Consider the following 20,185-nt stretch of genomic DNA (forward strand, 5'->3'; position numbering starts at 1 on the left):
AGGCCGTGCGGGCGGCGGCCATACGCCGCCCGTTTGCGTGGATCAGGCGCGTTTGAACAGCGGCAGCAGCGGCTCGCCATTCGGCTTCAGGCCCGGATTGACCGTATCCTTGTGGATCAGGCCGACCACTTCGTGCGTCAGGAAGACATAGCAGCCACTTTCATCCATAAGACCTTGCATCTTCTTGTAGATCTCATCGCGCTTGGCCGGATCGCTTTCGACCAGACCTTCTTCGTGCAGCGCCTTGTATTCCGCGTTGTTGAACCGTTCCCAGTTCCAAACGCCAACCTGTTCCGGCGTGAACCAGACCGTCGCCCAGCTTGGGTCAGGGTTCATCGAAAACCGGCTGAGTACCAACTGAAGATCCATGAAATAGTCGCCGTCCTTGGAACCAAGCGTCCAGAACGTCCCACTGTCATTTTGCTTGATCTCGCAGGTGATCCCCACATCGGCCAGATTGGCCTGTATGACCTGAGCCGCCGTTAGGCGTTCGGACTGGTTCAGGATGTCGAGCGTGACGGTCATGCCTTCCGCACCCGCTTCGGCCAGCAGTTCGCGCGCTTTATCGGGGTCGTAGTCGTATGTCACGCTATCCCGGCTGCCCGGCAGGCCAGGGGCGATGATACCGTTGCCCACGGCCGCTGCGCCGAAATAGGCCGCGTCAACCACAGTCTGCCGGTCAATCGCGTGCTGAATGGCACGGCGGATGCGAACGTCTTTCAGTGCTTCGTTGTCCTTGTTCATGCCCAGCCATACATAGGCCAGCGAAGGTTTTTCCTCGACAACCGATCCCGCCGGCGGGTTTTCCTTAAGCCGCGGCAGAGAGGATACCGAAGTCCAGGTGTAGTCCAGATCACCAGCTTCAAAACCCAGCTCGGCGGTCGAGGGGTCCTCAATGGGCAGGATGTGGATTTCCTCATACCCGCCAGGTTCATAAGCCCAATCCGGGTTGCGCTTTAGAACGGTTTTCTGCTTGGGAACCCATTCAGTCAGAATGTACTGGCCAGATTGCGCGACCGGATCAGACCCGATCTTTCCGCCGATTTCCTCGACTGCGTTGCGCGAAACGATACAGGAGGCGGGGGTCGGCAGCGTGGTTGTCCACAGCGGCACGAATTTGTTTTTCAGATGAATCAGGCCCGAAAGGGTGTCTTTTACTTCCACCTCTTTCAGCGCGCTCCAGTCACCCGCATAGGGGCTTTCATTCGCTGGGTCAGCGATACGCTCGATCGAGAACTTCACGTCATCGGCGGTCATCTGACCAAAACCATCCGTGAAACCGATATTGTCGCGCAGTTTGAAGGCGATGGTCAGATCGTCTAGCTGTTCGATGCTTTCAACAGCAACGGGCCGCCAGTTCCACTCATCGCCCTGTTGGTTTGAGACCAGCGGGGCATAGATCGACCGCATGATGTCGGCCTCGGGCAGAGCCAGCCAGAAGGCCGGGTCCAGCACTTGCAAATCGCTATAGGATCGGATGGTCAGAACTGAGCCATCGGCACTAACTGCCATATGGGGAAATGCGAGGCTGGCTGCGCCCAATGCACCGGCACCGGCCAGAACGGAGCGTCGGGAAACGTCCCCTTTGAAAATCGAACTCATTTGCTTACTCCCTGTTTGTCTTCGTATCCGGGCATCTGTCCGGTTTGGTTGCTTGCGGGCAGGCGTGCCCGCGACTTCAGGTGCCAGCAGGCGTTATCCGTTCTTTTTCTTGTGTGACTGTGGCAGTTGCTCATCAACGCCGAGCGCTGAGAATCTTGGAATGATCACGGGTGAGTTCACCCAGATCATGCGCGCAGGTTGATTGGATACGTTGCGCAGGACGTGAAGAATGTCTCCGGGAAAGCTGAAACTGTCACCGGTGCGCAAGGTTACGGTTTCGTCCTCGAGCACCAGTTCCAGCTCACCGTCCAGAATGACCCCGTGCATCTCGCCATCGCGCGAGAAATATTGGTCTACGACCTGTTCGGAATAAGGGCGGTAGTCCGAGACGCCCATACAAAACCCACCGCCGATGGAGCTGGACAGTAACTGATCGGCATAACCCGATTGCTCGGCCGGTTCGTCATACAGCATGTTCAGGTTCCGTCGGTTGGACTGGCGCACGACATAGGCGCGCTCCAACGGGCCAGAACCGGGGCGGTGGTTGAAAAACCATTCCTCAGGGACGCCAAGAGCATCGGCAATGCGCGAGATCTTGTTGAGAGACGCGCTGACGGTTCCGCGCTCGATCGCGCTGAGATGGCTGATCGAAACACCGCTGCTGGTCGCAAGCTCGGCCAGGGTCATCTGGCGCGCTTTGCGCAGCTGGCGCACCTCGGCACCGAAGGCTGCAAGGCCCTCTTCGCTGGCGGTGCGGGTTTGTTTTTTCGATTTGCCCTGGCTCACGAATCCTCCCTACGCTCGCTGGGTATGTCGGAAATCCTACGTTTGTTTTTCTTTTCCGCAAGAAAAATTATTCAAAATTCCTGTATTGGCGCTGCCTCCCTGCGCTTGCTACCATTGGATGCCCATACGCAGGGCGTCGTAGATAGCTGCGTGAATGTTGCGTGCCGATACGGCGTCACCGATGCGATACAGGTCAAATCTGGCGCTGGGATTGGGTTGCGGAAACAGGCCGCCTGTGCCGGAGACAAGCGCACCCTGATTCACCGCTCCGCGATTGCGCGACAGAGGTTTAAGATCAAAATAGAGATCGTCCAGAGGCTGCGTGCCTTGATTGACAACCACTTGATCATATTCCTTTTTTTCGACCAGATCAGAATAGTCTGTGCCGATATGGGCTTGCAGCTGATTGCCTGATTTTTCGATCGCTTGCAGCGTTCGTGCGACGGTAAACTTGGCTCCGGTTTTCTGCAAAGAGCGCATATAGGGCACCAGATTCATTGCCATAACCTCGGGCGCAAAGCTGCGGTCACGGGTCATGATTTCGACCCGTGCGCCGGAGGCGGCGATGACCTCGGCGGCCATCAGGGCGGGGTGATCTCCTGCATCGTCATAGATCAGCACGTTTTCGCCCGGCTGCACGTCGCCGGATAGGATATCCCAGGCGGATACCGCCAGCTCTTGGCCCGAATCGAGGATCGTTGTATTCGGCAGGCCCCCGGTCGCAATCACGACGATATCCGGTGACAGCGCGGTCACGTCACTGGCTTCGGCATATGTGTTGAACTGAAACTGAACGTCCCGCGCAGCACATTGCGCCATGCGCCAATCGATGATCCCGATCATCTCGGCCCGACGCTTGGATTGTGCTGTAAGGCGCACCTGCCCACCAGGTTCGGGGGCGGCTTCCAGAACGGTGACATCGTGCCCGCGTTCTGCGGCGACCCGCGCGGCCTCCAACCCCCCGGGGCCTGCGCCCACGATGACTGCCCGGCGGCGCGTGTCCGCCGCAGGTATTACATGCGGCATGGTCAGTTCACGCCCGGTGGCAGGGTTGTGGATACACAGCGCTTCGCCCGCTTGATAAATTCGATCCAAACAATAGGTCGCGCCGACGCAGGGCCGGATGTCATCTTCCTGTCCGGCTTGAACCTTGGAAACGATCATCGGGTCGGCCATGTGCGCGCGGGTCATCCCCACCATATCCAAAAGCCCCGAGGACACCGCATGTCTAGCCGTCGCCACGTCAGGGATGCGCGAAGCATGGAAGGTCGGCATGCCCGTTTCGGCCCGCACCCGCCCGGCGAAATCCAGATGCGGCGCGCTTTTCATGCCCTGCACAGGGATCACGTCCGTCATGGCAGGGTCGGTGTGAATGCGCCCGCGAATGACATTCAGGAAATCCACTTGAACGCTGTCGCGCAGCCTGCGCGCGATCTCGAGCCCTTCTTCCTCGGTGATGCCGCCCTTTTCAACCTCATCGGCAGTATAGCGAACGCCGACAATGAACTCTGGTCCTACACGGTCGCGGATCGCATCCAGTACCATGAAGCCAAAGCGCAGCCGGTTGTCGAGATCACCTCCGAACGGTGCGTCCATCGTGTTGGTCAGCGGCGACCAGAACTGGTCCAGCAGATGCCCGTAGGCCTGCAACTCGATCCCGTCCAATCCGGCGGCCTGCATGCGTTCAGCCGCATCGGCATAGTCGGTCACGATCCGCTCGATGTCGAAGTCTTCCATCTTCTTCGGAAAGGCCCGATGCGCGGGTTCCCGGTAGTGCGATGGAGAAACTGACGGCAACCAGTCACCTTTGTTCCAACCGGTACGCCGACCCAGGTGGGTCAGCTGGATCATCACGGCGCAGCCATGGGCGTGGCAGGCATCCGTCAATTCACCCATCCAGCGCACGACCTCATCTTTGTAGGCGAGGATATTGTTGAACACCGGGGGGCTGTCACGGCTGACGGTGGCAGAGCCAGCGGTCATCGTCATCGCAACGCCGGCTTTCGCTCGCATTTCGTGATAGGCGCGATAGCGTTCCTTGGGCATTCCGTCTTCGGGATAGGCGGGTTCATGACTGGTGGTCATGATCCTGTTTTTCAGGGTCAGGTGCTTCAGTTGATAGGGTTGCAACAGGACGTCGCTGCTCATGAGGACGTTTCCCGGTTAGAAGGCTGCGTTGCGACGACATCCTTGGGAATGACGACAGGTGAGACGGCCCAGATCAACCGACAGACCTGATCGGTGCGGTTGCGGGCATGGTGCGGGATGCGTGCGTCAAAGCTGTAACTGTCCCCGGCGCGCAGGGTAATGAACTCATCCCCGATCTGCATCTCCAGCTCGCCTTCCAAAACCAGCCCGTGCTCTTCGCCTTCGTGTTTTTGCAAAGGGTCGTCCGGGCGTTCTGAATGTGGTGCGTAGACCGCCATGCCCATATAGAATTGTCCTCCGATCGAGCTGGACAGCAGATGATCGGTATAGCCCAGCTCTGCCACGTCCTGACCGTACAGGGTATTCAGGGCTCGACGGTTCTGGGCGCGCACAACAAAAGCCTGTTCCATTGGACCCGCCCCAGCGCGGCGGGCAAAGAACCAATCTGGCGTGACGCTGAGTGCGCTGGCGATAGTTTGCAATACGTCAACAGAAGGCTTGGATACCCCGCGCTCAATCGCCGACACGTGGCTGAGGGAGATGCCCGCTTCTTCGCTCAGTTGCTTCAGCGTAAGCTGACGGGCTTTGCGTAATTGCCGAACCTCGCTGCCCAGCGAAGAAATAGCGGATGGCAAGGCGACAACTTTGTCAGATGACATGCGGGTCTCCGAAAAATGAGTGGAGTGGTTAAACTCTATCCAAATTGAAAGCAGACTAGAATTTTAAAGTCAAATTCTATTTTTGGGCGAATAGCACGAAACTATTGCATGTTCGATCTGGATTTGCAGAAGTGAGGCAGACATGGATTCCACGCGGCGGATCAAAATGACCGATCAAACCGATCATCCCTTCAAAGTGTCAGAGACAGACCATCTATGGATCGAAATGCCTGATGGCGTACGTTTGGCAGGCCGTCTGTGGCGCCCGGTAACACAGATGCCTGTTCCTGCCATTTTGGAATACATCCCGTACCGCAAAACCGACATGGTGCGCGCGCGAGATGAAAGGAACCACCCCTACTTTGCAGCCCACGGTTACGCCTGCATTCGGGTTGACATGCGGGGCTCGGGCGACAGCGAAGGGCACATGCCGGATATGTATGCGCAGGCTGAACTGGACGATGCGCGACAAGTGATCAAGTGGCTGGCTGCGCAACCTTGGTGCAATGGCCGTGTGGGAATGTTCGGCACGTCCTGGGGCGGTACGGCATCGTTGCAGGCCAGTGTGAATGCACCCGATGCACTGAAGGCGGCGATCGCCGTTTGCGCAACCCATGACCGTTTTGAGGATGACATCCACTATATGGGCGGTTGCGTTTTGTCGGATACGTTCGAATGGGGTGCGACGCTTCCGGCTATTCTTGCCTCGCCTCCAACGGCAAATGTCGGGACAGATTGGAAAGCGCTGTGGAAAGAGAGAATTGAGAACCTTACGTTTCCATTGGAAAACTGGCTGCGCGAGGATGGTAGGGGGCAATACTGGCGACACGGTTCTGTCATTCATCAAGCAAATGCACTTTCTGTCCCGGTTCTGGCTATCGGAGGGTGGAGCGATCGCTATTCCAATTCGGTAATGTCTCTGGTTGATGCGCGACCCACCCGGGTTTGGGGGGTGGTCGGCCCTTGGGGTCACCACTATCCAGATCAAGGGTCGCCCGGACCCGCCGTCGGGTTTCAGAAACTGGCTCTGGATTGGTGGGATCACTGGCTGAAGTCAGACACGTCTCAAACGCCAAACTGGCCGCGGCTTCGGGTTTGGTTACGCGAATACGTTGATCCGCAGGATTTTTTATCCATGGCCACAGGGAAATGGATAGAAAGTGGCCCAACGATCCAAGAAACAAAAGTTCAGGAAATTTCCCTGTCTTCACTAAAATCCAATACCAACCACGGGCGGTGGATCGTTCCAGCAGATCCGACGGTGGGGCAAAGCGCAGGGGATACAGGGTATTTTGGCCGAGCCGGCGGTCTACCCCTTGATCAAAACTTTGATGATTCCCGTTCTTTGGTTTTCGAAACAGCGCCTCTTACAGAGGATCTGATAATCTATGGGTCGGTCGTTTTGAGATTACATGGAGAAACGAAAGACCAACCAAATCAGATTATCGCAAGACTCAGTGATGTAAATTCTGACGGCGTGTCGGCACGTATAACCTATGGCGTCAGGAATCTGTCGCTGGACGAGAACCTGGATCGCATTTCGCCCTCGGCAAAAACCGATGCATTTAACGCAGACATCCGTTTTCATTCAACCGCCTACCGCATCCGCAAAGGACATCGCATCCGTCTTGCGTTCTCTTCGTCTTACTGGCCGCTCATTCACGCGGCGGCACCGAAAGGTGACCTGAGTCTGGATGATGGAGAACTTGTTCTTCCTTTGATGGCCAATAAGCCTTCCGACTTAAGCGAACCTCTTCCGCCTGCAGAAGATTTGCCAGAAGAGAAATCGCATTTCACTTCTGCTGCTGACAGGCTGACACGCTGGAAAAAAACCCGTGACAACTGTATCGAGATGGGCTGGCGCCAACCACTGGTGAAGACTGCATTCCCTCAGATGGGTACTGTTTTTAGCTACGAAACAGGCATGGTGCATAGATTGAAGACCTCGGATGTCGTCGAGCAGGAGACAAACGTTGATCACAAAATGATTTTTGAACGGCCTGACGGAACCGCAGAGGTTTCAGTTGCTTTGACTGCGTGTTCATCGCTTGGGCATACGACGGTGGATGCTGAACTGATTGTTATATGGAACAAAGAAATCTTCATGACACGGCACTGGCGTAAATCTTAATCAATGCAGCGCAAGTGGTTTCCTCCAACCATTGTTAGCAGTATTTCAGGTTTTCAATGTCTCGGCACTGGTTGCAATCAAGTAGAAACGTCGTTGGTTCTGCGAAGTGCAAATATCACCATAGTGCGCGGCGGCAGCAAAGCCTGACAGTGCAGAGGCTTCATAAATCGTATCCCCTCCTGGCTTTGCGGTTGTTAATGCGCTTACGATCAGCCAATGAGATTCAACCGTCATTGCGACTGCCGTTTGGCTTGTATCTTGAGCGTTGTTTGCCAGCACATCGTTTCTTCAGTGGCGCTTTGTCCTGTTCTTCTTCGATGAACTCCGGGACGGAACTAAGGCGCTTGTTCTCGGTGATTGCGGCATGGGTGACGCGCTGATCCTTGTCGAAGACACAGTAGCGGGGCGAGACGCCCTTCCAGCGATTTCCCAGTCCTGAAGCGCATGCGCGACGCGGAGCACCGGCCCATCCTCAGGCTCGTCTGTGCGGAACTTGCAACTCCAATTCATGAGCACCGGATCGGGGCCAAGCGGTATTGCCAAAATACGCTTGGACGCCACATGTGGCGAGACGGCCCATTGCGCCAGAATGCTTGTACCTTGGTTTGCAGCAACCAATTCGACGATGGCTTCGGGCAACTCGACGGCTGCAGTCCAGTTGGGATAGCGACGTTCTGCACGAAACAGCCTTGCAAATTCTTGATCAGGCTCGGGGATCTTGGTGAATGTGATAAACCTTTGCCCTTCGATATCACGTGCAGATACCGATGCAGCCCCGGCCAGCGGGTGTTCTGGCGCGCACACGAATACAAGAGGATCCTGAAAGAGATGCAACGACCGCGTCGCTGCATGGCTCGACTCTCCGGCGACGATGGCCAGGTCAATCTGACGGTCCAGAAGCGATGTGACCATGTCACGACGGTAACCAGCCATTATCTGAATATCGATCGCTGGGTGTTTAGCGCGAAACATTTGCAGAAACGCGGGGAACCAGTGATAGGCGCTGTAGTTTTCCACCGCGATGCGCACGACGTGATCAATGCCCGCATTCATCCGACGCACTTCATCTTCGATCACATACATCTCGCTCAGAAACTTGTCGCTGAATCGGGCAAGATACTCGGCGGCAGCCGTCATGCGCAAACGCTTGTGCATGCGTTCAAACAGGGGCACACCCAGCCTGCGTTCTGCTTCGCGGATTCTGTGGGACAGCGCTGACGGTGTCAGGCCCAACTCATCGGCCGCGTCAACGACGCGACCGGTTTTCCCAATGGCGCGGATCATCTGCAGGTGGCGGATGTCTAGTCGGGGATTTTCCATACTGATCTCTGCATGAAAGTTGTTCATGAAAACCTACGATTAACGCGAGTGTTGCTCAATAATTTTTCGCCAAGAATACCCCCGGCACAGATGATCAAGATCCATATGGACAAGCTCGCAGACGTCGATTCACCCCGCGCTTGGGACCGTCAGTTCCATGTGCATGGACAGACGAACGCCCGCCTGCATCAGCAAGATAGCCCCACCGCGATGGTGACGCGCGGCCAAGGGGTCCGGATTGAAACGGATGATGGGCAAAGCATCATAGACGGCTTTTTCGGGTTGGGATGCGTGTCATTGGGTAATCATGACGACCGGCTGGCGCGGGCGGCCATGGATCAGATGCAGGAACTGCCTTTCGCGCCGACATTTTGCGGGAGGTCCCATCCAAGAGCCGCGGATTTGGCGCGCGCACTAACGTCGAAAGCAGCGGTGCTCTGACCGGCCAGCTTCACATTCATGCGGGCTTTGGTCTGCCGATGCATGATTTTCTCAAGCTGTCGACGTCGAACTACTATTTAAATGCCGAGGCCAGTGAAACCGAGGAGGAATTCTCTGCCCGAATGGCGGCTGAGTTCGAAGCCACCGTGCTGGAGGCGGGACCAGACACAATCGCCGCGTTTCTTTGCTGAGCCGATGCAATCCGGCGGCGGTGCGATCCGCCCGCCAAAGGGAAAGTGGCATGCGATGCAGACCGTGATCCGGAAGTATGACATTCATTTCCATGTGGACGAGACCGTTTGCGGCTTTGGCCGCACCGGGCATTACTGGGGCGTAGAGGCCTTCGATCTAACCCCTGATATCACCACCTGCGCCAAGGCGCTGACCGCTGCGTTTTTCCCGATATCGGCGATCATGTTCCGGCAGGATTTCTTTGACGATCTGATGCTGACCTCAGACGCATCCAGCGTGTTGGGCCACGGGTTCACCTATGCTGGTCACCCTGTCGGTGCCGCCGTCGTGTCGGAGGCGCTGAAAATCTATGGCGACATAGATCTGATCGGTCATGTGCGCGGGATCGGTCTGTTTTGCGGTATTCAACTGGTGCAGGGCAAAGGAACGCGTGCGCTGTGGGATCCGGCGCTGAAGGTGGGGACAATGGTGCAGGATCGCGCCCACACGCGGGGCTGCACTTACGGTCCGTCCCGCCCGATCCGATTAGTTTTTTGCCGCCGTTGATTATCAACGAAGATTAGATCGACGAGGCAACTGCGATCCTGAAAGCCACCTTGGACGATGTCCGGGCCGAGGTGAAAGGGCGCGCCTGGGGCTCATCCAGAACGCGGCCAATACGGTAAGAAATCAGCAATTTCGTCGCATCGGCCCAATTGAGTTTCAGACAAAAGAAAAAGGTGCCTATTCATACAGACGCCTTTAGTCGTTCAGGCCTTCATTTTCAGATTGTCCGGGTCATAGACATGGGGATTATGCCGCCGAGCGTTGCGGGGCTGGCCAAGCACACGCACCGTGCAATCGGCCCCCATACCCAGTGATCCGCGCTTGATATAAGCCAGAACACAATGTGTTCCGGTGCGATAGCCTTGGCTGGCTGAGGTCACGTACCCGATCCATTCGCCATCCTTCAGGATCGGATCAGAGGCAAGCGGTTCGGGGCTGTCGTCACTGATTTCCAGCCCGATCCATTCCCAGTTGGCCTCCTCGCCAGACTGCCGCTCGACCGCGTCGCGTCCGATGAACTCCCCCTTTTTCATATTGGCAAACCGGCCCAGACCTGCATCGTAAAGCGTATATTCCGTGCCGAAATCCGAACCCCATCCGTGATAACCTTTTTCGATCCGCATCGCGTTCAGCGCGTAGGAGCCGAACTGGCAGCCGCCAACCTCGTTCACGCGCGTCACGATCGTGTCGTAGACCGCTACAAGGTGCTCGGAGGCCAGATGCAACTCCCAACCCAGCTCACCGACGTATGATACGCGCATCGCGGTTACAGGAAAGCCGGCCAGCGTGATCTCGGCCACTGATAGCCACGGGGCAGCAGCGGCAGAGAGGTCTGCATCGGTCAGCGGGGCAAGCACCTCTCGCGATTTGGGGCCCATGACCATCAAAGCGGCATCGTGTTTGTAGCCGCGGCTTAGTGTGACGCCCTCTGCTGGTAGGTGGGTGTTCAGCCAGTCGAAGTCTCGCAGATCGGCCAGGGTCGGGCCACATAGAAGGAACCTGTCACTTGCCAGTCGCGCAACGGTGGCTTCTGACCAGATGTGCCCCTTGGGGGTCAACATATAGCTGAGCCGGACGCGTCCCGGTTTCGGAACACCGCCGCACAGGACGCTGGATAGGAACGCCTCAGCGCCGGGGCCGCGCAGATCGTATTTGGTGAAACCGCCGTGATCCATGACGCCGACGCTTCTTGCCACGGTTTTGCATTCTTGTGCGACAGCGTCCTGCCAAGGTTCGCGGCGGAAGGACAGGTCGGCATCGCCATTGTCCTTGATCGCATCGGTTTCGAACCAGAAGGCGCGCTCCCACCCGGCGATCTGGCCCATGACGGCGCCCTGATCCTTCAGGCGTTTATAAAGCGGGGTACATAGCACCGGGCGGCCACGCTGCATGTTCCGATGCGGAAACGGAATGGCATATTGCAGATCATAGTGTTGTGAGGCACGGGAATGGGCATAGTCCTGCGTGGTCCAATCGCCAAAGCGGCGCGGATCCCACGCACTGAGGTCCCATTCTGTTTCGCCTTCGGTGATCCATTCGGCCATCGCTTTGCCGATAGCGGCCGAATGGGTGATGCCAACCTGCACGCCAGTCGCTTGATAGAAATTCGGCGCACCCGCCGCCGGGCCGACCAGCGGCAGGGCATCGGGGGCATAGGCGATGGGGCCGTTGACAAACCGCTGCGCGCCCGCTTCGCCAAGCAGCGGCACATGGACCATCGTCGCCTCCAGCACATCCAGAATATCCTCAACACTGTCGGGGAAAAGCTGATGCGCAAAGTCATCCGGCGGGCCGTCCTCCTCCCACGCGGGGCGACCATCATGGGCGTAGGAACCAACAAGGAAAGCGTTGCGTTCGCGGCGCAGATAGAAGCGGATATCGGGGTCACGCACCAGTGGGAAAAGATCGGCATGATCCTCCAACGCTTTGAGCGGTTCGGTCACAAGATACTGGTGCTCGAGCGTGACCACCGGGGCAGGCAATCCTGCCATCTCGGAGATTTTGCGGCCGTAAAAGCCACCTGCGTTGATGACGATCTCTGCCTTTACTGTGCCTTTCGCACAAGTGACCAGCCATTCCCCTGACGCCGTGCGGTCAATGGCTTTCACGGGCGCAAAGCGTTCCACCTGCGCGCCCAGATCCCGCGCGCCCGTGGCCAGCGCTTGCGTTAGCTGGCTGGGGTCAATGTCACCTTCGTAAGGGTCCAGAATACCGCCCAGAACGGATTCGTCCGGATGCCAGAACGGGTGCATCTTGTCCATCTCGGACGGGCTCAGCATCTGCAGATCGAAGCCTGCGCTTTCCGAAATTCCGCAAAGATGGTGGAACAGGTCCATCCGTTCCGGCGTATGGGCAGGCCAGAACGCCGACGTATGACGATAGGTGATCGCGCTGCCCACCTTTTCGGCCAGATCTTTATAGGTTGACCAGCCGTAGTTTCCTGCCCTCATTCCCAGCCATGAAGTCGCGTAGGTCGGGATGTTGCCGGCTGCGTGCCAGGTCGAGCCGGAGGTCAGTTCGTTGCGCTCAAGTAGAAGCGTATCAGTTACGCCGGCCAAAGCGAGATGATACAGGATTGAGGTGCCAACGGCCCCCCCGCCAATCACAACAACGCGGGCAGTGTCTTTCATGGGGCTATTTTCCTTCGGGCAATCGGATATCGAAAGCGGCGCGTATCGCGGCCTCCCGGTCCTTGGGCAAATGGGTTGGTGGCTCGCGCAACATCTCGGCGCTGCGATCAACAGCGACATCCCAGATCGTGCGCGACCCGGCATCTTTCCAATCCGAAATGCTCTGCCGGTTGCCGAGGCTCGGATAAGTGTATTCGGATTTCATGAGTTCCAGTGTCTGCGCCTCGCCCAGGTAGTGGCCGTCGCCGGTCGCCACGGCTTCGATCCGGCTGAGGTCGATCGCGGTTTCGGTCAACTCGACCCCGCGAACCGACCGTAGGATCGCGCCACACATGTCATCGTCGATCACCAATGCCTCGCGCGAGGCGGCCATGATGGACCCGAGCATGCCAACAGACAGGTTGATCATGTCTGCCCCGGCTTGCGCTGCAAGAGCCACCGTGTACCCTTTTTCATACCCCGCCTGCGCATCGGGGGTTTTGGCATCGGTCATTCCCGCAGAAGCGGTTGACGGCAAGCCTAGATGCAACAGCAATTGCGCGGCGGCAGCGGCGGCGACGGCAGCTTCGCCTGATCCACCTGTCATTGCACCGGTGCGCAAATCGGAAATGAATGGCATGAACGCAAAGATGCAGGGATACCCCGGCTCGAGGGCGTCGACGACCATCAACCCAGCCAGCGTTTCCGCAAGACCCTGCGCCAGCGCGCCCGCCAAAGTGACAGGGCTGGTTGCCCCCGCCTGTGCCGCGGTGCAGATCTGCAGCGGCATTCTGTGGGCCATGGCCCGTTGCATAATCTCTAACCCTTCGGGCGCAAAGCGCAGCGGCGAGACCGCATGCACGATCACGCCGAAACAGAAGGGTTGCGCCCGAAAGGCGCCCTCGTGGCCCAGGGACATATCAAACATGGCGATAGCCGGATCCAGATGCGCGGCGCTGTCAAAGCTGATCCCGATGGGTTTGGGGCAGGCCCTGAGACAGGCAAACCCGGTGTTGAGGTCCAGCAGCAAGGGCTGGTCCATGTCCCGTGCAATCACCGGGCGCAAACCGTAGTGGATGTTCTGCAATCGTCCCACCAACTGCATAAGATCGTAGAGATCGTACAGCTGGGCACCGCGAAACTCGCCGGTGGCGCTGTCCAGAACCTCTGTCGCCGCTCCGCCTGTTCCGATATGCACACGGCCGCCGCCAACGGTCAGGCCCATATCCTCCACAAACCCTGGTAGATTTACGCGCCTCGCCGCCCGCGCAATGGCGGTTTCCACCATCGATTGCGAAAAGCAGACCCGCCCATCCGAACGTCTGGTTGCCCCGGCATTGACGAATTGCGCTGCGATGGCATCGGGGCATTCTGCGATCCCGGTCCGCGCAAGGATATCAAACGCGGCCTGCACGATCCGATCAACCGCAGCAGCATCCAGTGGCGCAAACCGCCCACCCTGTGGAGGCGGAGTGATGCGGGGCGCGCGACGGTCGGTTTTTGAGCGGATTCTGCGGGCCATCGGGCGGTCCTTGGAAGAATAATCTACGCAAGGATTGCGCAAACTCACGCAATGGCAATTCGAAAATTCGCGCACTCAGACCAGAATCTTTCATGCAAACGTCGGCTTTTCCTGCGCAATACTACAGACCAGCATTTGACGTTCTACGACTTCGGCGGGGTGAACATAACATGGCGAGGATTGCGTTTATTGGCTTGGGCACGATGGGCCGTCCGATGGCGCAAGTTCTGCGGGACGCAGGCCATGACGTAACGGGCATGGATATCAGCCCCGAAATGCGTGAAGCGTTTGTCGGTGCGATCGCGCCGTCGTCGGATACCATCGCAGCGGCAGAGGTCATTATCACCATGCTGCCAGAAGCCGATCACGTCGCGCGCGTTCATGAGACACTGATCCGAGCGGCTGCCAAACCTGGCGCGCTGGTGATCGATTGTTCGACCATTGATGTGAACACGGCGCATGCGCTCGCCTTTGAGGCGATGTCTCATGGGTTGGCAATGCTAGACGCGCCCGTTTCCGGCGGCCCTGCTGGGGCCGAGGCCGGAACACTTAGCTTCATGGTCGGCGGAGACGCGGCGAACGTCGAACGGGCGCAACCAATCCTGCTGGCAATGGGCTCCAAAATTACCCATTTCGGTGGACCCGGAACGGGGCAGGCCGCGAAGGCCAGTCACAACATGATCTGCGGTATTACCGCGATGGCGGTGATGGAAGGATTTGCGCTTGCCGATGCCTTGGACCTCGATCTCGACAAATTCTATGCGTTGTGCGCGGGGGCCGCGGCGCAAAGCTGGACGCTTGAAAATCGCTGCCCGATTCCCGGTGTGGTTCCCGGCGCCCCATCGTCCAACAACTTTGACCCCGGCTTTGCCGTGCGCCTGATGGCAAAGGATTTGCAACTTGCTCAGGCGGCGGCAGAGTCGAGCGGACAGCCCACGCCTTTTGGGGCCGAGGCGGCCAAAGCCTTTACAATATTTGCCGAAACGCGCGGCGACCGCGACTTTTCGGCCTTTTACACCACGCTTCGGGCGTTGCCCGAGCACCAGAAGGAATAACATATGGCAATTCTGGATTACACCTTGCCCACAGACGGGTTGGCCGGGTCCTTCATAGACGGGCAATGGCATTGGCCCGCAAGCGGAGAGATGCTGGCAGTTGAAAACCCCTCGCGGCGCGAAACGATCTGCGAGGTTGGCCGGGGGACCAAAGTAGAAATAAGCCTTGCCGTTGCCGCCGCTGAACGGGCGCGCCGGGACTGGGCCGCGCGACCTGCCGCGGAACGCGGCGCAATGCTGACCGAACTGGGCAACCGCCTGACCACACATGCCGAAGAGGTCGCCCGCGTTCTGGCCGCCGAAAGTGGCAATGCGGTCCGCACACAATCACGGGGCGAAGCGATGGGCGCGGCTGGTGTGCTCAAGTATTATGGCGGTGTTGCGGGTGAGCAAAAGGGCGAAACGCTTCCCTTTGGCCCCGGGCTCATGTCGTATTCCACGCGCGAGCCATTGGGCGTTGTCGGCTCGATCATCCCATGGAACTCGCCCTTGCAACTCGGCGCGGTGAAGATTTCCATGGCGCTGGCCACGGGCAATTGCATCGTCCTGAAGCCTGCCGAAGATGCGCCACTCGCCGTTCTGAGGCTGGTTGAGCTGGCTGCCGACATCTTTCCACCAGGTGTCTTCAACGTGGTCACCGGGCTTGGGGAAGAGGCCGGCGCGGCGCTGGTCAATCATCCCGGTATCGCGAAAGTGTCGTTCACCGGATCGTCCGAAGTGGGCAAACTGGTGGCTCATTCCGTGGCGGATCGGGTGGCCAATGTAACGCTTGAACTGGGGGGCAAAAGCCCCTGCATCATCTTTCCCGACGCTTGCGCACCAGAGCGTATCGACGCCACGGCGCAAGGTGTGGTCAATGCCATGCGATTTGCACGTCAGGGGCAAAGCTGCACAGCCGGATCTCGCCTGTTTGTGCATAAATCTGTCTGGGATGACCTGATGCCCTTGGTCGCAGAAAAAGCCGCTGCGATGAAAATCGGCGATGCGCTGGATGAAGACAGCGACATCGGGGCCGTGGTGAATGAAGAACGCTACTCTGAGATTTGTGCCTATGTCGCTGAGGCCGAAGAGCAAGGCGCCACATTCCTGACGGGCGAAACGCCAAAGGCTACAGACAATGGGTTTCATCCGATCCCCACAATCCTGACGGGGCTAGACAATTCTTGGCGGATTGCCCGCGAAGAAGTGTTTGGCCCTGTCCTGGTCGCAATCCCGTGGGAGGATGAGGCCGATATGATCGCGCAGGCCAACGACACGCATTACGGGCTGGCGGCGTTCATTTTCAGCCACGACATGAGCACCGTCATCCGCATGACCCGCGCGCTGGAGGCCGGCTGGGTGCAGGTCAATCAGGGTGGCGGGCAAATCCCCGGGATGTCTTACGGCGGGATCAAGCAATCCGGAATGGGCAGCGAATATTCTATCGAAGGCGCGCTTGAGGCCTATACCTATCGTAAGTGCGTGACCGTGGCGCTGTAGGCATGGAAACAGACCGATTCGGGAACATGATTGACGCTTCGGTCGGCTATGCGCGGGGGCGATATTTGTCCTCCAGCGCGACCGAAATCCGCCGGCTGCGCCATGCGCAAGCGGTAGCGGCAGAGGTCTTGGAAACGCGCGGGGCTGACGGAATTGGGATTTTTACAGGTAACCCGCGTTACTTTCCGCTGAAACCGGATGATCTGTCGACCTATTGCGAAGAATGGGTGGGACCGGGCCTGTTTTCAGCGGAACTGACCCAGGCTGCCATCGCGCATTTTGGGGGCGGGGATACGGTCGCTGTCACCAACCGCACAAGTGCAGGTATTGTGGCGGCCATATTGGCGCTATGCGATGGGCGACCCGTGGTCTCCGTGGTGCCCGATAAGGACCGCAGCCACGCATCGGTTGTGCGCGGATGTCGGCTGGCGGGCGTTGAGCTTGTGGAAATCGAAGGATCGGCGGACCCAGGGCCAGCGATAACCACGCACGCGCCCGCATTGGTGGTGATCACGACTGTCACAAGCACGTTGGCGCGATTGCCGGACGCTGAGACGAGCCGCGCTATAGCTGAGGGGCGGGCCGCGGGCGCCACCGTGTTCATGGACGAAGCTTATGGCGCGCGTCTGCGCCCGGTGCTGCATGGTGGAGCGCTGAGCCTTTCCATGGGAGCGGACATAGCCATCACGAATGCGGATAAGGCGGGCCTGTGCGGCCCGCGCGCGGGCATCCTTTGTGGGGCGTCCACGCCGGTACTGGCCACGCTTGCCAAGGCGTCGGAACTGGGCCAGGAGGCACGCGCGCCCATAGCGGCCGGCGCGATGCGCAGCCTGCAGGCCTTTGACCCGGAAGATTTGCGAATCGAGGCAAGCGACGGCGCGTCCATTGCAGAAGCGATGGCCGGGGCCTGGGGTGCAGAGGTTGTGCAGCGGTCTGATCTGGGGCCGATGCTGGATGAAGAGGACGTGTTAGCGCGGGTGCTATCACTGGCAAGACGGGACAAGACTGACATTGTCCCGGCAGAGGCGACAGCGGCCGTTGGTATGCTATTGCTGAAAGAGCACGGCGTTTTGACCGTGAACACCCATGGCGCGCCGGGCGGAAGGGTTTCGCTACGCCTGAAACCGACCGCCGGAGCTGTGGCCGCCGTGGGTGGGGTTGCTGCTTTGGTGTCGGCGCTGGACGCGGCCACAGAAGAAGTGTCGCACAGGCTTGACGATGACGCGTGGTTCACGGCGGTTTTGTTCGGAGACGAGTCATGAGCGAATTCGCAAAGTATGATGACAGGCTGGACCGGCTGGTGAACCTCGACCTCGGCAACCGGGGGATCGAGCCGCTTTATGACGCCTCGCGCGCCCTGGCGGGCCAAGCGTTGTGCGGCGCCGCGGCGGATTTGCTGCTTGCCATGCCCGAAAGCGGGACGGCAATCGTCACCACGGGTTCCGTGTCGCGGGCGTGGCTGTCTCCGGCTTTGGGCGAAAACGATGGCCCATCCGGGGCGGCGGCCCTCATTCGCGCGCTTTGGCTCGCCCGAAAAGCAACCTGCGTATTGGTGATCGAGGAAACGCTGATCCCGCCCATGGCTGCTACCCTGCAGGCCTGTGGCGTCGCGATCGTGGATCTTGAGACGACGCGCAAGGCCAGTGCGGATGGCTCAATGGCCTGCGCAACCTTGCTGCCGTATCCGGTGACAGATGCCGAGGGCGCCGTTGCGGCGGCCAAGATGCTGAATCAGCTCAAGCCCGATATCATGGTCTCGACCGAACGCGTGGGGCGCAACGAAAACGGCATCTATTACAACATGCGTGGGCGCGACTACGGCTTAGGCCGGGCGCGCATCGACATGCTGTTCGATGCTGCCATGGCGCGAGGTATCCCGACGCTGGCTGTGGGTGATGGCGGCAACGAGATCGGCATGGGGCTGGTCGCCGATATCGTGAAAATCGCCGTTCCCTTTGCTGCCCCCGGCGATTGCGCATGCGGCGGTGGGATCGGCGCGACCTCTGGCGCCGATATCCTGATGACCGCTGCGGTTTCGAATTGGGGCTGCACGGCGATTTGCGCGGCCATGGCCATGCGCACAGGCGACGCCCGCCTGATCCACACCCCAGCGATGGAAGCCCGCCTGTTGAAGGTCATGACCGCCAACGGGCTGATCAATTCTGCCGATGGGATAATCGACCCCCATGTGGACGGCATCAAGGACACCACCCATATCGCACTGGCGGAAATGGCCGAGGCCATTACCCGCAAAGCGCCGTCATAGCAGAAAGACCCAACAGTGATCACCGAAACACTCCTTCGCAACATCCGCGACCCCATCGCTCATGTGAAAAATTGCCCTTTGACGGGGGCTCTGTTGCAAAGTTTTGGCGGTTGATGCGCCTGAGTTTAACGTGCGGATGGCTTTCGGCCCCAATTGAAAACGTAAGGTTGAAATTTCCTGATAGCATTGTTGAGCAAGGCCATCGGTTCAACAAATGTCTGGCAAAGCCAATGCTATGGTCTAAGTCCGTCGGTACAAAAATATACGTCCTTGCGGGAATGGAACTGGTCAACATGATCAGCAATTTCAATTCACGCCAGGTCGCTCTTTCCGGTTCAGCAGGTTGCTCAGCTGGTGGGCTAAAAGGATCGCCATTCCCATCGAGGCGGGTCTCAATGAATTTTGCGAGAGACCCGTATCCCAGATAGAATGTGCGTCACATTGAGAGGGGCTGAATGCGCTATCTGTTGTTGCAAATATTGGCGATTGTCGCTTTTGCAGGCGCGCTTTGTGCAGAGAAGAGCGATTATATCGAACTTGCACAGAGAGGATGGGGGTATGAGCTGCGGTCCACGATGCTGGGGCGTGACATGGCGATCCCCGTGCACATCAATGGCCGCGATCAGGCCGGTGCAGCCTTGTGCCTGGTCGGTGAAAAACCGCATCCGCAAACGCTTGTCGTTCTTGATACCTTTCGGGCGTTGCTGAAACACAGCTTCGGCCACCCGACACCCATGCGCTACGCTGGCCCGTCTGCGCGCGATTGTGGAACCGGTCGAACCGTGGTTTTGCGATTGTATTCCGGGTACCCTCCCAATCGGGACCTTTCGTCAGATATCGACTGGCTCAGCGAACTCCACCAGCTTGGTTTGCCTGCGGGTCGAAACTATGTGGTGACATCACCGGCGATGGCACAGACCTTTTTTGGTCATCGGGGGCAGGGGACCCATATTGTGGTGAAACAACCGGCGCATGATCGGCCCAGCAAGCTTGAAAGGGATTTTCACAAATCGATCCTGCTGGAAGAGCTGTTTCAGTCCTTCACCTTTGGCATGGACATCCTGTTATATGACAAATCGTCAGGGTTCTTGTCGAAATTGCAGGAAACGCCGGTAAACTTGCAGCGCCTGCCTTGGAGTTCGCACGACTTCATGCGCGCATTGCTGGCTTCGAACCCAAGCGGTCTTTGTGCGTTTGACGTCTTTATGATGCATGCTGTCGCGCAATCCCCGGTGGATCAAACCATAGACCCCGGCTTTATCGAATACATTGACACCCAATATGATCGGCTATGGGCGCAGGCGGACGAAACCCTCGCCAATCCCAGATTTGCAGCCCTTTTTGATGAAGGCTGCACCAATTCGGTTCGTGTGCCCAGGTAATACCATCTGACGTGTTTTGTCGGGCGGGTGACTCCGGGTAGCCTGAG

At 58.4% G+C, this 20,185-nt stretch carries 17 protein-coding genes; 9 read left to right on the forward strand and 8 right to left on the reverse strand.

The window, feature by feature from the left end; all coding sequences use genetic code 11:
- Nucleotides 1–42 precede the first annotated feature (42 nt).
- The 4 genes from GS620_RS07115 to GS620_RS07130 form a co-directional block, all read right to left on the reverse strand.
- Complete coding sequence (locus GS620_RS07115) at nt 43–1,602, reverse strand: ABC transporter substrate-binding protein (RefSeq protein ID WP_171614881.1); 1,560 nt, start codon at nt 1,600–1,602, stop codon at nt 43–45.
- 93 nt (nt 1,603–1,695) lie between these two features.
- Nucleotides 1,696–2,388, reverse strand: a complete 693-nt coding sequence (locus tag GS620_RS22255; RefSeq protein WP_171118251.1) for an XRE family transcriptional regulator — start codon at nt 2,386–2,388, stop codon at nt 1,696–1,698.
- 108 nt (nt 2,389–2,496) lie between these two features.
- On the reverse strand, nt 2,497–4,536 hold the full coding sequence (locus tag GS620_RS07125; RefSeq protein WP_171614883.1) for an NADH:flavin oxidoreductase: 2,040 nt from the start codon (nt 4,534–4,536) through the stop codon (nt 2,497–2,499).
- Nucleotides 4,533–5,195: a helix-turn-helix domain-containing protein gene (locus tag GS620_RS07130; RefSeq protein WP_171118256.1), complete on the reverse strand. Its 663-nt coding sequence runs from the start codon at nt 5,193–5,195 to the stop codon at nt 4,533–4,535. The genes GS620_RS07125 and GS620_RS07130 overlap by 4 nt, the downstream gene beginning before the upstream one ends.
- A gap of 166 nt (nt 5,196–5,361) precedes the next feature.
- On the opposite strand from GS620_RS07130, the gene GS620_RS07135 reads away from it, so the two are divergent.
- Nucleotides 5,362–7,326, forward strand: coding sequence for a CocE/NonD family hydrolase (locus GS620_RS07135; protein WP_171614885.1), 1,965 nt, complete (start codon nt 5,362–5,364; stop codon nt 7,324–7,326).
- 45 nt (nt 7,327–7,371) lie between these two features.
- On the opposite strand, the gene GS620_RS07140 is transcribed toward GS620_RS07135, so the two are convergent.
- Complete coding sequence (locus GS620_RS07140) at nt 7,372–7,560, reverse strand: hypothetical protein (protein WP_171614887.1); 189 nt, start codon at nt 7,558–7,560, stop codon at nt 7,372–7,374.
- A gap of 54 nt (nt 7,561–7,614) precedes the next feature.
- The gene (locus GS620_RS07145; protein WP_171614889.1) at nt 7,615–8,646 is read right to left on the reverse strand and encodes a LysR family transcriptional regulator; all 1,032 of its coding nucleotides are present in this window, start codon (nt 8,644–8,646) and stop codon (nt 7,615–7,617) included.
- A 12-nt stretch (nt 8,647–8,658) separates the two neighbouring features.
- On the opposite strand from GS620_RS07145, the gene GS620_RS07150 reads away from it, so the two are divergent.
- Genes GS620_RS07150 through GS620_RS07160 form a run of 3 tightly spaced genes read left to right on the forward strand, consistent with a single transcriptional unit; the run spans nt 8,659 to nt 9,825 of the window.
- Nucleotides 8,659–9,087, forward strand: a complete 429-nt coding sequence (locus tag GS620_RS07150; protein ID WP_171614891.1) for a hypothetical protein — start codon at nt 8,659–8,661, stop codon at nt 9,085–9,087.
- A 38-nt stretch (nt 9,088–9,125) separates the two neighbouring features.
- On the forward strand, nt 9,126–9,278 hold the full coding sequence (locus GS620_RS07155) for a hypothetical protein (RefSeq protein WP_171118265.1): 153 nt from the start codon (nt 9,126–9,128) through the stop codon (nt 9,276–9,278).
- Between the two features lie 55 nt (nt 9,279–9,333).
- Complete coding sequence (locus GS620_RS07160) at nt 9,334–9,825, forward strand: aminotransferase class III-fold pyridoxal phosphate-dependent enzyme (RefSeq protein ID WP_253283823.1); 492 nt, start codon at nt 9,334–9,336, stop codon at nt 9,823–9,825.
- 203 nt (nt 9,826–10,028) lie between these two features.
- On the opposite strand, the gene GS620_RS07165 is transcribed toward GS620_RS07160, so the two are convergent.
- A complete protein-coding gene (locus GS620_RS07165; RefSeq protein WP_171614895.1) occupies nt 10,029–12,455 on the reverse strand; it encodes an FAD-dependent oxidoreductase in 2,427 nt (808 codons plus the stop codon).
- A 4-nt stretch (nt 12,456–12,459) separates the two neighbouring features.
- Entirely contained in the window at nt 12,460–13,956 is a 1,497-nt protein-coding gene (locus tag GS620_RS07170; protein ID WP_171614897.1) for a trimethylamine methyltransferase family protein, read from the reverse strand.
- A 170-nt stretch (nt 13,957–14,126) separates the two neighbouring features.
- On the opposite strand from GS620_RS07170, the gene GS620_RS07175 reads away from it, so the two are divergent.
- The 5 genes from GS620_RS07175 (at nt 14,127) to GS620_RS07195 (ending at nt 20,138) form a co-directional block, all read left to right on the forward strand.
- Nucleotides 14,127–15,011: an NAD(P)-dependent oxidoreductase gene (locus tag GS620_RS07175; RefSeq protein WP_171614899.1), complete on the forward strand. Its 885-nt coding sequence runs from the start codon at nt 14,127–14,129 to the stop codon at nt 15,009–15,011.
- A gap of 3 nt (nt 15,012–15,014) precedes the next feature.
- Nucleotides 15,015–16,490 (forward strand): aldehyde dehydrogenase family protein, encoded by a 1,476-nt coding sequence (locus GS620_RS07180; RefSeq protein WP_171614901.1) that lies wholly within the window; start codon nt 15,015–15,017, stop codon nt 16,488–16,490.
- A 2-nt stretch (nt 16,491–16,492) separates the two neighbouring features.
- The gene (locus GS620_RS07185) at nt 16,493–17,752 is read left to right on the forward strand and encodes an aminotransferase class I/II-fold pyridoxal phosphate-dependent enzyme (protein WP_171614903.1); all 1,260 of its coding nucleotides are present in this window, start codon (nt 16,493–16,495) and stop codon (nt 17,750–17,752) included.
- Nucleotides 17,749–18,756: a glutamate cyclase domain-containing protein gene (locus GS620_RS07190; RefSeq protein ID WP_171118276.1), complete on the forward strand. Its 1,008-nt coding sequence runs from the start codon at nt 17,749–17,751 to the stop codon at nt 18,754–18,756. The genes GS620_RS07185 and GS620_RS07190 overlap by 4 nt, the downstream gene beginning before the upstream one ends.
- 455 nt (nt 18,757–19,211) lie before the next feature.
- Complete coding sequence (locus GS620_RS07195) at nt 19,212–20,138, forward strand: hypothetical protein (RefSeq protein WP_171614905.1); 927 nt, start codon at nt 19,212–19,214, stop codon at nt 20,136–20,138.
- Nucleotides 20,139–20,185 lie beyond the last annotated feature (47 nt).

Origin of the sequence: Ruegeria sp. HKCCD6428, assembly GCF_013110595.1 — a bacterium.
Taxonomy (GTDB): domain Bacteria; phylum Pseudomonadota; class Alphaproteobacteria; order Rhodobacterales; family Rhodobacteraceae; genus Ruegeria.

What these genes read in the sequence shown, in the direction of transcription:
- GS620_RS07170 (WP_171614897.1), bottom strand. Translation starts at nt 13,956, where the DNA reads ATGGCCCGCAGAATCCGCTCAAAAACCGACCGTCGCGCGCCCCGCATC.
- GS620_RS07125 (WP_171614883.1), bottom strand. Translation starts at nt 4,536, where the DNA reads ATGAGCAGCGACGTCCTGTTGCAACCCTATCAACTGAAGCACCTGACC.
- GS620_RS07140 (WP_171614887.1), bottom strand. Translation starts at nt 7,560, where the DNA reads ATGACGGTTGAATCTCATTGGCTGATCGTAAGCGCATTAACAACCGCA.
- GS620_RS07130 (WP_171118256.1), bottom strand. Translation starts at nt 5,195, where the DNA reads ATGTCATCTGACAAAGTTGTCGCCTTGCCATCCGCTATTTCTTCGCTG.
- GS620_RS07145 (WP_171614889.1), bottom strand. Translation starts at nt 8,646, where the DNA reads ATGGAAAATCCCCGACTAGACATCCGCCACCTGCAGATGATCCGCGCC.
- GS620_RS07195 (WP_171614905.1), top strand. Translation starts at nt 19,212, where the DNA reads ATGCGCTATCTGTTGTTGCAAATATTGGCGATTGTCGCTTTTGCAGGC.
- GS620_RS07160 (WP_253283823.1), top strand. Translation starts at nt 9,334, where the DNA reads ATGCAGACCGTGATCCGGAAGTATGACATTCATTTCCATGTGGACGAG.
- GS620_RS07155 (WP_171118265.1), top strand. Translation starts at nt 9,126, where the DNA reads ATGCATGATTTTCTCAAGCTGTCGACGTCGAACTACTATTTAAATGCC.
- GS620_RS07150 (WP_171614891.1), top strand. Translation starts at nt 8,659, where the DNA reads ATGAAAGTTGTTCATGAAAACCTACGATTAACGCGAGTGTTGCTCAAT.
- GS620_RS07135 (WP_171614885.1), top strand. Translation starts at nt 5,362, where the DNA reads ATGACCGATCAAACCGATCATCCCTTCAAAGTGTCAGAGACAGACCAT.
- GS620_RS07185 (WP_171614903.1), top strand. Translation starts at nt 16,493, where the DNA reads ATGGAAACAGACCGATTCGGGAACATGATTGACGCTTCGGTCGGCTAT.
- GS620_RS07165 (WP_171614895.1), bottom strand. Translation starts at nt 12,455, where the DNA reads ATGAAAGACACTGCCCGCGTTGTTGTGATTGGCGGGGGGGCCGTTGGC.
- GS620_RS07190 (WP_171118276.1), top strand. Translation starts at nt 17,749, where the DNA reads ATGAGCGAATTCGCAAAGTATGATGACAGGCTGGACCGGCTGGTGAAC.
- GS620_RS07115 (WP_171614881.1), bottom strand. Translation starts at nt 1,602, where the DNA reads ATGAGTTCGATTTTCAAAGGGGACGTTTCCCGACGCTCCGTTCTGGCC.
- GS620_RS07180 (WP_171614901.1), top strand. Translation starts at nt 15,015, where the DNA reads ATGGCAATTCTGGATTACACCTTGCCCACAGACGGGTTGGCCGGGTCC.
- GS620_RS07175 (WP_171614899.1), top strand. Translation starts at nt 14,127, where the DNA reads ATGGCGAGGATTGCGTTTATTGGCTTGGGCACGATGGGCCGTCCGATG.